Source organism: Actinopolyspora alba, from assembly GCF_900112765.1.
GTDB classification, from domain to species: domain Bacteria; phylum Actinomycetota; class Actinomycetes; order Mycobacteriales; family Pseudonocardiaceae; genus Actinopolyspora; species Actinopolyspora alba.
In genome coordinates, this window is record NZ_FOMZ01000004.1 from 299,479 (window position 1) to 313,351 (window position 13,873).

Below are 13,873 nucleotides of genomic sequence, written 5' to 3' on the forward strand. Positions count from 1 at the left end.
CTCCTGATCGGACCCTTACGGCAGCACCACCCGCCATGCTCCGTCCTGCCGCACGATCTTGGGAACGACCTTGTCGATACTCCGTTCGGCGCGCAGCGCACCCGCGACGTCGTCGTGCTCCGCGAGTTCGGACAGCGTCACCCACGTGGGCGGCAGCAGCCCGTTGTGCCCGGCGCGCCAGTCCGCCAGCGCGTCCTCGGGGGTGCGCCAGTAGGCCTCGGCGGCCTCCCCGGTGCGGGCGTCCGCCCGCTGCCCCTCGGGGACGGTGGTCACGAAGAAGCGCGTGTCGTACCGCCGCGGCTCCAGCTCGGGAGTGACCCAGTTCGACCACGGGACCAGCAGGTCGGCACGCAGCACCAGCCCGTGACTCCGCAGCATCTCGGCCAGCGACAGTTCCTTGCTGACCAGGGCGTGCCGTTCGGCGTCGTAGCGCGCGGTGTCGGTGACCACGTGACCGGGGCTCTCGCCCGCCAGCAGGACACCGGCTTCCTCGAACGTCTCCCGCACGGCGGCGCAGACCAGCGCGCGCGCCAGGTCCGTCCCGCAGCCGAGCCGCCGCGCCCAGTGCTCCGGCTCCGGGCCGTTCCAGGCGATCGACGCCTCCTCGTCGCGGGGGTCCACCCCGCCTCCCGGGAACGCCGTCATGCCGCCCGCGAACGGCATGCCGCGCACCCGGCGTTGCAGGAACGCTTCCGGACCCGTCGGTCCGTCCCGCAGCAGCACCACGGTGGCCGCGTCGCGCGGGGTGACCGGTGGATCGGTCGTTTCCGCCGGGATCATGCCGTCCGGCAGGGTCAGTTCTTCCGGCAGTCGCATGACAGCGACTCTAGAGGTCCGATGCCGGTGCGGTCTGCGGTAACGGCCCGATCGGCGGTAGATCGCTCTCGTGCCCGGCGATTTCTTGGGAAATTGACGGTGGCCCAGGTGGCGCGAAAGCGCCCTCGGGGAACGCGTTGCTCTGAATCGCTCCCCGAAGGCGCCCTGCTGTTCGAACTGATGCTTTCCGGTCTCAGCTCCGGTCTCAGTCGAACCGGTTGGACTTCACGGCGTCGATGAACGTGGTCCACTGGGTGCCGGTGGTGGTGAAGTATCCGGCGGAGCGGTCCTTGGTGTCACGCACCGCCGCGCCGTCGGCCACGCGGCCGACCTCGACGCAGCTCGTGCGTTGTCCCGATCGGCTCGATTTGCGCCAGCCTTCAGGGTGTATCGTCAATGTCGTTCTCCTTTTCGTCCGCACAGTTGGCGATGAACTCTGCCGACGCCTCGGGGCTCATCGCCACTTCGTGCAGGTTAGTAACCGCATCCTGATACGCCCTTGCGGTGCCCGGATTGTGCAGGGACACCGATGAGTGATAGTGCTCCATATGCACGATCGGTGTAGCTTTCGGGAACTCGAACAGGATGAACGAGCCCATGTGCGCCGGGTGTAGCGAGGTCGTTCCGATACGCACCACACGCACGTCCACGTTGTCCCATTCGCTCATTTTGACGACGTGGCGAAGCTGTTCGGTCATGACCGCGTGGCCGCCGATGGATTCGAGCAGCGCGGCTTCGGAAATGAAGCACACCAAGTTCGGCGCCTTCGGCTTCATGAGGATTTCGCGGCGGCCGACGCGCATCAGCACCATCGTTTCGATCTCGTCGAGCGAGAGATGTTGCATTACGGCCCGTGCGTAGTCCGAGGTTTGCAGCAGCCCGGGAATGACACCGGTAGCGACTTCGGTGATTCGGTTCGCATTGCGCTCGAACTCGATCAGTGTCGTCAGCTCCTTGCGGGCTCCGGACGTGGCGGTCGATAGCCAGTCGAGCTTGTCCGCGTCCCGGGCCATGTTCGTGAGGTGTTCTCGTGTTTGAGCGGGTGCGCTCAATGTTGTCACGTAGGCGGCGACGAATTCTGATGAGGGAACTGTTTCACCGGATTCGTAACGTTGAAGCCGCACGTGACTCACTTCGAGTTCTTTGGCGAGATCCCGCAAGCTGTAACCTGCATTGCTCCGCACTTCGCGCAGCTCTGCGCCAAGTGCACGTGCTTTCGGTGTTCCTCCACTGTTTCGCCGCATGAAACAAACAATAACCACTCGTGTGTATCTCGGACGATCCCTCGTTCAGGGGATTGTATAAAAGTTTCGATTAGCGGCACTCTGTTTCGCGTAACGATAGAACGGATCAATAAGGGGCTTAACAGTAATGCCACCGAAACACGACGTGACGAACCCGGGAGCGCGGGCGAGATGTCGCCACGAGGGCGGGGAGGGGGCGCTGCGGGTGTGGATCTCGCCGCACACGCCGAACGTGATCCAGATCGATACCCCGACCGTCTACAACCGGACGCGGTGGACGGTCGACCAGGCCCGGGAACCGCGGTCGGTACTGGACTCCGCGATCCGGGCGAGTGAGCTCTCATGAGCAGCCCGCACGCGGAGATCGCCACCCTGGCGCGGCGGTGCGAGTGGCTGATGAGCGACGCGGCCTTCGCGCTGGGCTGGCGTCGATACAGCCCCCCAGCAGTGCCGCGACACCGCCGAAGCGCTCGAGGAGTTCGCCACCGCCCTGCGGGAGCACGCCGAGACCCTGCCGTCCGGGGAACTTCCGGACTCCGGGCGGACCACCCTCGTCGAGGGGGACTCCGATGCCTGAGCCGTCACCGGCCGCGTTCCGCCAGGAGGACCTGCCTCGCGGCCATCGCTAGCCACGAGGAGCACGCCATGCCCACGCGGGGCCGGGTGCGCTCACCGTCGAGCGGCCACGGGAAGAGACGGGCCGGACCACCTCGAACGAGGTGCGGGCCGACGCGGCACCGACGGAGATCATGCCCGCCCTCGGGCCGGGTCGGTTCACGCACTGGCGCGGCACGTTGCCGCTGTCGGTGGTGACGAAGCGCCGACCAGGTAGCAGCAACCTACCTGGTCGGCCCGTCCAGGCTACCGCCTCGGACGACTCTCCCCACGGCGAGTTACTCGCCCGCGTGCTGGCAGGGCTCCGCGCCCTGTAGCGCCACGGTCCGGTGCCGTCGACACCCCCGAAGTCCGGCACTGGGCCGTCCCCGCCCGGCCGGTGCCTGCCCCCGAAGGCACCGGCCGGGCATCCAACCCATCGCGAAGCACACCCACGACCACGGTTCGGCGACGCCGCCCCGGTCGTCGCCGAACCGTCCCCGCCGGGCCACTGCCCTGACCGACCCGCTGACGAAGGGGAGATCGTGACCACCCACCTCGACGCCGACTGGACGTGGCGAGCGGAACGACTCGCCGACGAACTCGAAACCCGAGGCGACCTCACCGACCCACGGTGGAAAACAGCCGTGGCCACCGTGCCCCGGCACGTGCTCGTCCCCGAGGCGTACCAACAGGACACCGGCGGCGCGTGGCGCCACCTCGCCACCGACTCGGGGAAGGGCCTCGAACTGGCCTACTCACCCACCACGCTGGTCACCGTGCTCGACGAGCGAGATCACCCGCTGTCCAGCGGCACCAAACCGGATCTGATCGTGCGCATGCTCGAAACGCTCGACATCGACGACGAGCACCGGGTGCTGGCCATCGGTACGGGGACCGGATACACCACCGCGCTGCTGTGCCACCGGCTCGGCGACCGGAACGTGTGCTCCGTAGACATCGCCCCGGAACTGGTCGATGACGCCCGCGACCGGCTGGCGGGCCTCGGGTACCACCCCGAACTGGCCTGCCGCGACGGCGCGGACGGTCTGCCCGAGCACGCGCCCTACGACCGCGTCATCGCCACCTGCTCGGTGTCCCGCGTGCCGTGGTCCTGGGCCGAGCAACTCACCGTCGGCGGATTCGCGCTCGTCAACGTCAAACCCACCGTCCAGGCGGGCAACCTCGTCCTGCTGCGCCGGTATCCGGACCGACTGGAAGGACGCTTCACCGACCGCTGGGCGGCGTTCATGAGTATGCGCCACCAGTCCCACGACCAGAACCCGCCCACTACCCGGACGACCCCGGAAGACGCCGAACCACGGACCCGCACCACCACGACGCCACCGAGTCCCTGGTGGGACAACACCGTGGTCTGGCTGCTGGCTCAGTTCCACGGCCTCCCCGACGGCGTCACGATCGGGATGCGCCTCGACCCGAACACCGGCCAACCGGCGGTGGCCACCATGACCGCCCCGGACGGTTCCACCGCCGAAATAGGCCTCACCGCCTCCGGTGGCGGCCGATACGAGGTCACCGAAGCCGGACCAACTTCACTGTGGGAACCCGTGGAACACGCCCACCGCACCTGGCTGACCCACGGCAAACCCGGCTGGACCCGCCTCGGCATCACCGCCACCGAGCACGAGCAACGACTCTGGATCGACCACCCCGACAGCCCCAGCCACTGGCTCCTCTAGCCAGCGGAACCCGTTGGTTCCCGAGATCGGGAGAACGCGCTCGTGCCGGACAGCGCACCGAGTCCGTGCGCGATCAGGTCAGCGGTGCCGGTCGATTCCCCACGTGGCGCTCACCGCGGCTGGTTGGGGCCGGTCGAACCGATGGGCGGGAAGTTGCCGGTCCCGGGAACGGTGGTGGTCCGGGGGTCCTGCTGTGGTTCCGCTCCGACCGCTTCGTGGGAGTTGCCGGTGTCGCCGGGTGACTTGTCCTGCTCCCGGTGCGCCAGCTCCTCGTGCAGCTTCTGCAGCAGGTTCCGCTCCCGGTCGGTGAGTTTGGCGTCCACGGCGGCCGGAACCGCGGGATTGGAGTTGCCGTCCTCGCGGGACTCGGAGTGCTGTTCGGCGGGTTGATCGTTCTCGATCGGGGCGGGCTCGAACGTCGCGATCTCCGGGGGCGACGGAAAGTCGCCGGGCTCGGAGTACTCACCGGGTTCCGGGAAACCGAACGAATCCGCGTGGTTCGTGCTCGGGGCGGGCTCGGGCAGGATGAAACCGGTCTCCTCCGGATCGGGCTCCGGCGGCAGGGAGCGTTCCTGCCGATGGCCGGAATCCCCGTGGTTGGAGTCCCGATAGCCGGATTCCCGACCGGACTCCCGATAGCCGGCCTCGGGGAACCCGATCCCGAGCGGGTCCCTGTCGTCCGACAGGTCCGCGTTCAGCGAGTTGCCGAATTCCGAGGCGGGCCACTCCGTGGTCATCTCCACCGAGGGCAGGTCCGGCTCCAGAGTGGGGGAGTCGGCGAGCACACCGGTCTCGCTCTGCTCCACGCTCGACGGTTCGCCCAGCGGATCGCGATAGGAGAGCGGATCGGTGAAGCCCTCGATCCCTTCCCTGTGCCTGGTGCCGCCCCGGGTGGACTCCGCCGGGGTGCCGAGCGCGTGGTCCAGCCGCACCTCGTGTGCCACGGCCAGCGCTTCGCGGTGGTAGTCGGGGAGTTCCTCGCCGGTGCCGAACGCCTCCACCGAGCACTGGATCCCGTTGCGGTGCAGCGCCCGCAGCAGCTGGTAGTCGGTGGGGCCGATCGCCGTCGAGCCGTCCACCTCGGCCAGCAGCACGCGGCGGGGTACCGCTCCCGCCGCGACTCCCGCCGCCGTGGTACGTGCGGCGCACCAAAGCGAGCGCAGGTTCGGCAGTCGTGCGGTGACCGCCCGAAGTGCCTCGGAGACGTCCTCCACCCGTTCCGGTTCGGTGAACCGGTGCTTCTCGGAACCGTCCGTGACGTCCACGGTGAGCCGTTCGGCCAGGCCGCTGCGGGAGTTGGTTCGCCCGAGGATCGAGGACAGCTCGCGCTGCTCGTCCCGGGTCACCGCGATCCCGCCCGCCAGCAGTGCCCCGGTGACGAACTCGGCGGCGCTGTCCGGCTGCTCCGCCCCCGCGAACTCGCGTGCCGTGTTGAGCGCGTCGTCGTCGAGTCGGCCGCTCAGTGCCAGCAGCAGTTGGTGCAGCCGGTCGACCGGGCCGGTGCTGTTCGCCACGTCCACCACGGGGTTCTCCTTGGGTGCCTGTTCGAGATGCGGGGCAGCGGGGTCTGCTCGGGACTCGTCACCGGACGTCGAAGTGCGCGGTGCCGGTCACCGGTGCTCAGTTCGAGCCCACGAGTTCGCCACTGCCGGTGCAGATCAGATTCGAGGCCGTTCGGGCGCGTTCGTGGTACTCGGGGGGATCGATGTTCGCCGGAAGCACCTCCACCATGGGAGTGTGGTTGCCGAGCGCGCGCAGGATTCGCTGGATCTCACCGGCCAGTTCCACGGGGTCTCCGCCGGTGTTGACCAGTATCACGCGCTGCTCCGGCTCCGAGCTCGACGCGGTGGTGTCGCGACGCCAGCTGTCGCGGACCTCGCCCACGTCGGGCCGCCCGCGCAGCGTCGCTCCCAGCACGAGCGCGGTGGAGTCGCCCTTGTCGTCGCCGGGAGCCGCCGCCGTGAACGTGTGACGCCGTCGTGGCGTGCCCTCCTCCGGAAGGATCGCGCCCACCGCGGCCGGATCGGCCCCCATCGGCAGCAGGGCTTCGGAGAGCAGCCGGTGGTCGCCGTCGGTCAGACCGATACGCTCCCGGACCAGCTGTTTCGGCAGCGAAACGGCCATCACGTCCCCGGCATCGCCGGCCAGCCAGTCCCGGTAGCGCCACAGTGACTCGTCCGGGATACGGCCCGCGAGTCGGAGCAACAGCTCGTGACACAACAGGCTGGTGTCTCGGTCGGCCACGTCAGTCATCCCCTCCGGGGCGATGCCCCAGCACGCTGCGTCGGACAGTCATCGGCGTTTTCATCCGTATGGGTGATTTTCCCGCGGAAATGTCTGCGATCAACCCGCAGCACGCATCCGGCCTTGTTGCTCACTGCTCGGTTACTCACGGCTCACTATAAACAGCACTCACTCGAACGAGTGAGTGCGTGTTGTGGTTCGTCGCCGAGGCGCGGTGCGATGACCGCACGACGTGTGAGCGGTCGAGCGAACGAGGCCGGGAACAGTCGTCCTCCCACGACGGGGGCACGGGCTCAGCGTCCGCCCGCGATCTCGGCGATCAGCTCCACTTCGACCGGAGCGCCCATAGGGAGCTCGGCCACCCCCACCGCCGAGCGCGCGTGCGCACCGGATTCGCCGAACACCTCCCCGAGCAGTTCCGAGGCGCCGTTGAGCACCGAGGGCTGGCCGGTGAATCCCTCCGCCGAAGCGACGAAACCGACCACTTTGACGACTCCGGCCAACGAGTCCAGCTCGACCACGCTGTTGACCGCTGCCAGGGCGTTCAGCGTGCAGATACGCGCCATCCGTCGTGCCGTGTCCGGATCGACGTCATCACCCACCTTCCCCGTGGCCGACAACGTTCCCGACACGAGGGGTAGCTGTCCCGCGGTGTGGACGTGGTTCCCGCTTCGCACCGCGGGGACGTAAGAGGCGAGGGGCTTCGCCACCTCGGGAAGCTCCACTCCGAGCTCGGTCAAACGGGCGGTCCAGTTGCCCATCGCGGACACCAATCTCTCCGGGACTCGCGAAACGGCCCCGCTGCCTTACGGAACCGGGCGTTCCCATCCTCGCGGATGGGAACGGCTCCGGGAAATCACTCGATCCGTCGTTACTCCTTCGGGCGCTTCATGTAGGCGACCATCTGCTCGCCGGTAGGTCCCGGCAGAACGGCGACCAGCTCCCAGCCGTCATCGCCCCACTGGTCGAGGATCTGCTTGGTCGCGTGGCTGAGCAGCGGCACTGTCGAGTACTCCCACTTGGTCATGCCGCAACCCTAAGTGCCGGCTCCGGGAGATCGTTCCTCGGATCGGCAACCGACCCGGTCGAGCCGTTGCTCGGCCGGAGCGGGGCCGGTCGGGCCGGGGCGCGCTCGACGGTGCGTCCTCCCGCGTGGGTTTCCCACGTCCCCGACGAGCGGACAGGACGAGCGGACAGCGAGCCCCGGATGAGCTTAGGCTGATCCTGTGAGCTCTGAATGGGACCGCGAACTCGACCAGGCGAGGTTGCACTTCGTCAGCGGTAAGGGCGGTGCTGGTAAGACCACAGCCGCCGCCTCGCTCGCCCTCGCGCTGGCGACCGGTGGGCGCCGGGTGCTGCTCGCCGAGGTCGAGGGCAGACAGGGGCTGGCCCAGCTGTTCGACACACCGCCGCTGGAGCACTCCGAACGCAGGCTGGCCGCCGCTCCGGGCGGAGGCGAGGTCCGTGCCCTGGCCATCGAGGCGGAAGCCGCCCTGCTGGAGTACCTGGCCATGTACTACAGCCTCGGCGTCGCGGGGCGCACGCTGCGCAGGATGGGGGCGATCGAGTTCGCCACCACGCTCGCCCCCGGCCTGCGTGACGTGCTGTTCACCGGAAAGCTCAAGGAGTGCGTGCGCCGAACCGACACCAACGGGCGGCACACCTACGACGCGGTGGTCGTGGACGCACCACCCACCGGCCGGATCGTCCGGTTCCTCGACGTCACGCGTGCCATGGCCGACCTGGCCAGGATGGGACCCATCCACGGGCAGAGCGAGGAGGTGGCGGGCCTGCTGCACTCCTCCGACACCGTGGTGCACCTGGTCACCCTGCCGGAACAGCTGCCGGTGCGGGAAACCATGGAAACGGTGGAGGAACTCGACGCGGCCGAACTGCGCCCGGGGGCCGTGCTGTTGAACCGCGTGCGCCCCTCCCGGCTGGCCACCCGCTCGGTGCTGGCCGCCGCCGGAGGGAGGGTCGACGCGACCAGGATCCGCGGCGGGCTGCGCTCGGCCGGGCTGGACTGGGACGCCGAGGTGCTCGACGGTCTGGTGGCCGAGACCATCGAACACGCCGGCCGAGCCAGTGCCGAACTCTCGGCCCGGGAACAACTGGACAACACCGCGCTGCCGTTCGTCGAACTACCCGACTACGTCGACGGGATCGACGTCGCGGCGCTCTACGAACTGGCGGAGGGGCTGGTCGCGCGCGGTGTCGGAGGAAGCCGATGAACACACCCCCCGGCCCGGAGCGGCTCGACATCGACCGGTTGCTCGACGACCCGGACAACCGCGTCCTCGTCTGCTGTGGTTCCGGCGGAGTCGGCAAGACGACCACCGCGGCGGCCCTGGGGATCCGGGCGGCCGCGCGCGGCCGCAAGACGGTGGTGCTGACCATCGACCCGGCGCGCAGACTGGCGCAGGCGCTCGGGCTGGCCGAACTGGACAACACTCCCCGGAAGGTCGACCTGGAGCAGGGCGAGTCAGGCGAGCTCCACGCCATGATGCTCGACATGCGCAGGACGTTCGACGACATGGTCCTGGCGCACGCCGGTCGTGACCGCGCGCGCCAGATCCTGGACAACCCCTTCTACCAGACCGTGTCGAGCTCGTTCTCCGGGACGCAGGAGTACATGGCGATGGAGAAGCTCGGCCAGCTGGTCGCCGAGGACACCTGGGACCTGATCGTGGTGGACACCCCGCCGAGCCGCTCCGCGCTGGACTTCCTCGACGCTCCGCAGCGGCTGTCCACCATCCTGGACGGCAGGCTCATCCGGATGCTGGCCAGCCCGGCCAAGGCGGGCGGCAAGGGGATACGCAGAATCGTCGGAGCCGGGTTCGGGATGTTCGCCAAGGCGGTTTCCACGATCGTCGGACGCCAGCTGCTCGCCGACGCGGCCGCCTTCGTGCAGGCGTTCGATTCCACGTTCGGCGGCTTCCGCGAGCGGGCGGACCGGACCTACCGGCTGTTGCGCTCCAGCGGTACCCGGTTCCTGGTGGTGGCCGCCCCGGAAGCGGACGCGCTGCGGGAGGCCTCCTACTTCGTGGAGCGGCTGTCCACGGAGCACATGCCGCTGGCGGGCATGGTCGCCAACCGCACCCATCCGGTACTGGCCGAGCTGGCGGCCGCGCGTGCGCTGTCGGCCGCCGAGGAACTCGAAACAGCGGGTTCCGCCCCGCTGGCGGCCTCGGTTCTCCGGCTGCACGCCGACCGGGTCGCGGTCGCGGAGCGGGAGAAACGTCTGCTGGCCCGGTTCACCAGGGCGCATCCGGAAGTCGAGCTCGGCAGCGTTCCCGCACTGGCGGACGAGGTGCACGACCAGTACGGGCTGCGCGAGATCGGCCGCCGACTCGCCCGGGAGTGAGGTCGTCCCGCCCCGCGGCGGCGTCGATTTCGCGAGAAATCGACGCCGCCGCGGGGCGAGGGACCCCGGAGTACGTGGAGCGGTCCGGCCCGGGTGGGCGTCGATTTCTCGCGAAATTTTCGCCCCGACCGCAGGCCGAGCTCCGACCACTCTCGCAGCAGTACCGACCGCGGGTTCTCGCGTGCGGCTCTCGCGAGGAAGGCCGACGTTGTGTAGGTCGCTACCCGATGTCGGACCTCCCCGGAGCGAGAGCCGTGCCGGAGGTTCCGCCACGCAACAAGCTACGCAACCCGTGTGGCCGACAGCTTTCCGCTCTCACCCCAGTTGGTAGGCGTCGACGTCCTGGGTGTAATCCTCCCGCGCGGCTTCGAGCAGCTCACGCCAGTTGCGCACATCAGGGCGTCTGCGCAGCAGCGCCCGTCGTTCCCGTTCGGTCATTCCACCCCAGACACCGAACTCGATTCGTTTGTCCAGCGCCTCCGCGAGGCACTCGGTACGGACGGGACATCCGAAGCAGATGGTGCGTGCCTTGCGCTGCTCCGCACCCCGTACGAAAAGCTGGTCCGGGTTCTTGTCGCGGCATGCCGCGTTCACCCGCCAGTCCCCCTGTTCCAACATCAAAGCCCCCAGCTCCTCACTGGATCGTCGGCGACCATGCAACCTCCGGGCCCCCGGCACCGGCCGTCGTGACGTGCCCGCGGCACGCTACGAAACCTGTCGCTAGACGTGGACGCACACTAGAAGATCTCGGTTCCGTAGCCAACCGACTTTCGTGGGAATTTTCTTTCACGCTCATCACATCGGGGGTTATTGACCGTGACAGCGAGTCGCGTAGCGCGGCTCGGCTTACCGTTTACCTCGTGCGGCTACGTAACGGCGTGCTCAAGCTGTTCGGTCTGTGTGTGCTGGCCGGTGTCCTGGTCGCCGGCATGATGTTCCCAGCGGCGGGAGCGCTCGGGGTGATATCGAATCGTGCCGGCGACGCGGTGAACCGGATCTCCACCAAACTGCTCACCGAACAACCACCCCTGGTCTCGACGGTGACGGATCGGAAGGGCAATCCGATCGCCTATCTGTACGAGCAGTACCGGACACCGGCCACGTCCGACGAGATCGCCGACACGATGAAAGCGGCGATGGTGGCCATCGAGGACCAGCGGTACTACGAACACGAAGGTGTGGACTGGCCGGGCACGGTACGTGCTTTCGTCAGCAACCAGGTGGCGGGCAGGATCACCCAGGGCGCCTCCACGATCACCCAGCAGTACGTCAAGAACTACCTGGTGCACGTCACAGCGGCGGGAGATCCGGTCAAACAGGCCGAGGCGACCGAGCAGACCGTGGCGCGCAAGCTGCGCGAGATCCGGGTCGCCCTCCAGCTGGAGAAGCGGTTGAGCAAGGAGGAGATACTCACCCGCTATCTCAACGTCGTTCCCTACGGCAACCGCGTCTACGGTATCGCCGCTGCCTCACACGCCTACTTCGGAACTACCCCGGGCGAACTGACGATCGCGCAGGCCGCGCTGTTGGCCGGGGTGGTCAACCGCCCGGGCTCGCTGAACCCGGTGACCCAGCCCAAGGAGGCGATGTTCCGGCGCGGGCTGGTCATCGACGCGATGGCCCGGCAGGGCAGGATCACCCAGCAGGCCGCCCGGGAGGCGAAGGAGACCCCGCTGGGGATCGAACAGCCGCTCGCCAAGCTGCCCAACGGATGCGTCGGTGCCGGCGCGCAGAACGGTTTCTTCTGCAAGTACGTGGAGAACTACCTGCAACGCGCGGGTTTCTCCATGGAGCAGCTGCGCCGTGGCGGCTACACGATCCGGACCACGTTGGACCAGGGGATCACGGCCGCGGCCAAGGAGTCGGCCGAGCAGGGCGTGCCCAAGGACAGCGACCAGATCGCCAACGTCATGTCCGTCGTGGAGCCCGGCGAGAACAAACACCGGGTCCGCGCGTTGGTGGCCAACCGCGACTTCGGCTTCGACAAGGAGCAGGGCGAGAGCGCATACGCGCTGCCCAGCTCCATGGCACCACCCGGCGCGGGTTCGGTGTACAAGACATTCACCGCGGCGGCCGCACTGGAGGCGGGGATGGGGATCAAGGACGTGGTCCCGGCACCCGGCTCCTACACCTCGGTCGAGTTCAGCAACGGGACCAACCCCTACGTAGTGGGCAACGCCGAGGGAGTCGGAGCAGGTTCCCGGACGATCCAGGAGGCGCTGGCGACCTCGCCGAACACGGCGTTCGTGATCCTGGAGGAGCGTGCCGGGTTGGACAACACCGTGGAGATGGCCTCCCGGCTGGGGATGCGTCGGACGCTCAACCACCACGACCTGGCGGGCGTGCCGATGGTCGCCGACCGAGCTCGCGAACGTACCCAGGCCGAGGAGATCAAACAGCGCAAGATCGGCGCGTTCACCCTGGGATTCAGCCCCACCAGTCCACTGGAACTGGCCAACGTCTCCGCGACGATCACCAGCGGTGGTGTCTGGTGCCCACCGACCCCGATCAAGAGCATCCGCGACCGCAACGGCAACGAGGTCTCGATCACCGAGAAACCCTGTGAACAGGCCGTCGACCGGGAGCTGGCGGACGCGATGGCCGTCGGAATGTCCGACGACACCACTTCCGGTACCGCCACGCGTGCGGCCAGCGCCACGGGGTGGAACCGGCCCACCGCCGCCAAGACCGGTACCACCGAGACCTTCGGCTCCGCGGCCTTCATCGGTGCCACCCCGCAGCTGGCGGGCGCCGTACTCACCTACATCGACCGGCCCGAATCCCCCGGTATGGGGATCTGCCTGGGGAGTCCTCCCACGGTCTGCGGCAGCGGCAACATCTACGGTGGAACCGTTCCCGCCAAGACCTGGATGCGTGCCATGAAGACCGCGCACGAGGGGCTGCCCGTGGCGGAGCTGCCGTCGACCACCGACCGCTACCGGCACGGCGGTTCCGGGAAGCAGGTTCCCGAAGTCGTGGACATGTCCGCCGACAAAGCCGCGAAGAAACTGCGCGAAGCGGGTTACGAGGTGGAACGGCGCACCGTCAGCAGTAGCGAATCCGAGGGAACGGTGATCAGCCAGTCGCCGCGCGGTATAGCCCAGAGCGGCACCTCGGTGCTGCTCTCGGTCAGCAGCGGCTACATTCCGCCGCCCCGCACCGTCGCCGCGCAGCCGCCTTCCCAGGGGGAGAACCCCGGGGAAGGCGGGGGTGCCGGCGGCGGTGAGCGCGGCGGCAACGGTTCCGGCGGTGGTTCCGGAAACGGCGGGGGCGGCCAGCCGTCGCCACAGCCGCAGGAGGACTCCGGCGGGTGACCGGAGACCTCCGTTAGGGGCCTCGTATGGGCGCTCGGATGGTTCCGCCACCCGAGCGCTTCGTGCAGGACGAGCGCTCCGTGCGGGGCGAACGGGGAAAGCTTCGGTGGGGTGAGGGTCAGCCGTTGAGCTCGGCCTTCACCGCTGCCGCGACCCTGCCCCCTTCGGCCTGCCCCGCGGCCTTGGCGTTCGCGATCTTCATGACCTGACCCATCTGCTTCGGGCCCGGAGTCTCGCCGAGTTCGGCCGCGACCTCGCTCACCGCCTCCTTCGCCAATCGGGTGAGTTCCTCGTCGTCGAGCTGGGCGGGCAGGTACTCCCGCAGGATGTCGCCCTCGGTGCGCTCCGCCGCCGCCTGTTCGGCGCGTCCCGCCGACTCGAAAGCCGCGGCGGATTCGTCCCGCTTCTTGACCTCCTTGGAAAGAACCCCCTGAACCTCCTCGTCGGAGAGCTCGCGTGCCTGTTGCCCGGAAACCTCCTCGGCGCCGATCGCGGACAGCGCCATCCGGAGCACCCCGGTGCGGGTGGTTTCCCGTTCCTTCATCGCCGCGGTCATGTCGGCCCGCAGGCGTTCCTTCAACTCGGACATGCCCCGAT

The 13,873-nt window shown here is 68.5% G+C and carries 14 protein-coding genes; 5 read left to right on the top strand and 9 right to left on the bottom strand.

Annotation, left to right across the window (positions count from 1 at the left end; translation table 11 throughout):
• Positions 1-15: 15 nt before the first annotated feature.
• The 3 genes from BM150_RS07750 to BM150_RS07760 all read right to left on the bottom strand — a co-directional run bounded on the left by BM150_RS07750 (position 16) and on the right by BM150_RS07760 (position 2,060).
• The gene (locus BM150_RS07750) at positions 16-816 is read right to left on the bottom strand and encodes an NUDIX hydrolase (protein WP_092925502.1); all 801 of its coding nucleotides are present in this window, start codon (positions 814-816) and stop codon (positions 16-18) included.
• 205 nt (positions 817-1,021) lie between these two features.
• On the bottom strand, positions 1,022-1,213 hold the full coding sequence (locus BM150_RS07755; RefSeq protein WP_092925504.1) for a DUF397 domain-containing protein: 192 nt from the start codon (positions 1,211-1,213) through the stop codon (positions 1,022-1,024).
• Positions 1,197-2,060, bottom strand: a complete 864-nt coding sequence (locus BM150_RS07760; protein ID WP_092925506.1) for a helix-turn-helix domain-containing protein — start codon at positions 2,058-2,060, stop codon at positions 1,197-1,199. Before BM150_RS07760 ends, BM150_RS07755 begins: the two co-directional genes overlap by 17 nt.
• A 127-nt stretch (positions 2,061-2,187) precedes the next feature.
• Between BM150_RS07760 and BM150_RS07765 the strand changes: the two genes are divergently transcribed.
• Together BM150_RS07765 and BM150_RS07770 are read left to right on the top strand one after the other, a co-directional pair.
• Positions 2,188-2,406, top strand: a complete 219-nt coding sequence (locus tag BM150_RS07765; protein ID WP_092925508.1) for a hypothetical protein — start codon at positions 2,188-2,190, stop codon at positions 2,404-2,406.
• Positions 2,407-3,199: 793 nt separating this feature from the next.
• The gene (locus tag BM150_RS07770; protein WP_092925510.1) at positions 3,200-4,354 is read left to right on the top strand and encodes a methyltransferase domain-containing protein; all 1,155 of its coding nucleotides are present in this window, start codon (positions 3,200-3,202) and stop codon (positions 4,352-4,354) included.
• A 110-nt stretch (positions 4,355-4,464) separates the two neighbouring features.
• On the opposite strand, the gene BM150_RS24055 is transcribed toward BM150_RS07770, so the two are convergent.
• From BM150_RS24055 to sp36, 4 genes are all read right to left on the bottom strand, one after another.
• Complete coding sequence (locus BM150_RS24055) at positions 4,465-5,877, bottom strand: hypothetical protein (RefSeq protein ID WP_175496728.1); 1,413 nt, start codon at positions 5,875-5,877, stop codon at positions 4,465-4,467.
• A gap of 97 nt (positions 5,878-5,974) precedes the next feature.
• On the bottom strand, positions 5,975-6,607 hold the full coding sequence (locus BM150_RS07780; protein WP_342752540.1) for a hypothetical protein: 633 nt from the start codon (positions 6,605-6,607) through the stop codon (positions 5,975-5,977).
• 284 nt (positions 6,608-6,891) lie between these two features.
• Complete coding sequence (locus tag BM150_RS07785) at positions 6,892-7,359, bottom strand: RidA family protein (RefSeq protein WP_092925724.1); 468 nt, start codon at positions 7,357-7,359, stop codon at positions 6,892-6,894.
• A 110-nt stretch (positions 7,360-7,469) separates the two neighbouring features.
• On the bottom strand, positions 7,470-7,625 hold the full coding sequence (sp36, locus tag BM150_RS07790) for a Sp36 family protein (protein ID WP_092628230.1): 156 nt from the start codon (positions 7,623-7,625) through the stop codon (positions 7,470-7,472).
• A gap of 199 nt (positions 7,626-7,824) precedes the next feature.
• Here sp36 and bagA point away from each other — a divergent pair, with 199 nt between their 5' ends.
• Both bagA and bagB read left to right on the top strand, forming a co-directional pair.
• The gene (gene bagA, locus BM150_RS07795) at positions 7,825-8,829 is read left to right on the top strand and encodes an ATPase BagA (protein WP_092925512.1); all 1,005 of its coding nucleotides are present in this window, start codon (positions 7,825-7,827) and stop codon (positions 8,827-8,829) included.
• On the top strand, positions 8,826-9,962 hold the full coding sequence (gene bagB, locus BM150_RS07800; protein WP_092925514.1) for an ATPase BagB: 1,137 nt from the start codon (positions 8,826-8,828) through the stop codon (positions 9,960-9,962). Before bagA ends, bagB begins: the two co-directional genes overlap by 4 nt.
• A gap of 315 nt (positions 9,963-10,277) precedes the next feature.
• On the opposite strand, the gene BM150_RS07805 is transcribed toward bagB, so the two are convergent.
• The gene (locus tag BM150_RS07805) at positions 10,278-10,580 is read right to left on the bottom strand and encodes a WhiB family transcriptional regulator (protein WP_092925516.1); all 303 of its coding nucleotides are present in this window, start codon (positions 10,578-10,580) and stop codon (positions 10,278-10,280) included.
• Between the two features lie 242 nt (positions 10,581-10,822).
• On the opposite strand from BM150_RS07805, the gene BM150_RS07810 reads away from it, so the two are divergent.
• Positions 10,823-13,276, top strand: a complete 2,454-nt coding sequence (locus BM150_RS07810; protein ID WP_092925518.1) for a penicillin-binding protein — start codon at positions 10,823-10,825, stop codon at positions 13,274-13,276.
• A gap of 118 nt (positions 13,277-13,394) precedes the next feature.
• On the opposite strand, the gene BM150_RS07815 is transcribed toward BM150_RS07810, so the two are convergent.
• Positions 13,395-13,865 (bottom strand): GatB/YqeY domain-containing protein, encoded by a 471-nt coding sequence (locus BM150_RS07815; protein ID WP_092925520.1) that lies wholly within the window; start codon positions 13,863-13,865, stop codon positions 13,395-13,397.
• Positions 13,866-13,873 lie beyond the last annotated feature (8 nt).

Bases quoted from the DNA above. Each gene is read 5' to 3' on its own strand.
- BM150_RS07750 (WP_092925502.1), bottom strand. From the start codon at position 816: ATGCGACTGCCGGAAGAACTGACCCTGCCGGACGGCATGATCCCGGCG.
- BM150_RS07760 (WP_092925506.1), bottom strand. From the start codon at position 2,060: ATGCGGCGAAACAGTGGAGGAACACCGAAAGCACGTGCACTTGGCGCA.
- BM150_RS07765 (WP_092925508.1), top strand. From the start codon at position 2,188: ATGCCACCGAAACACGACGTGACGAACCCGGGAGCGCGGGCGAGATGT.
- BM150_RS07780 (WP_342752540.1), bottom strand. From the start codon at position 6,607: ATGACTGACGTGGCCGACCGAGACACCAGCCTGTTGTGTCACGAGCTG.
- BM150_RS07785 (WP_092925724.1), bottom strand. From the start codon at position 7,359: ATGGGCAACTGGACCGCCCGTTTGACCGAGCTCGGAGTGGAGCTTCCC.
- sp36 (WP_092628230.1), bottom strand. From the start codon at position 7,625: ATGACCAAGTGGGAGTACTCGACAGTGCCGCTGCTCAGCCACGCGACC.
- bagB (WP_092925514.1), top strand. From the start codon at position 8,826: ATGAACACACCCCCCGGCCCGGAGCGGCTCGACATCGACCGGTTGCTC.
- BM150_RS07805 (WP_092925516.1), bottom strand. From the start codon at position 10,580: ATGTTGGAACAGGGGGACTGGCGGGTGAACGCGGCATGCCGCGACAAG.
- BM150_RS07815 (WP_092925520.1), bottom strand. From the start codon at position 13,865: ATGTCCGAGTTGAAGGAACGCCTGCGGGCCGACATGACCGCGGCGATG.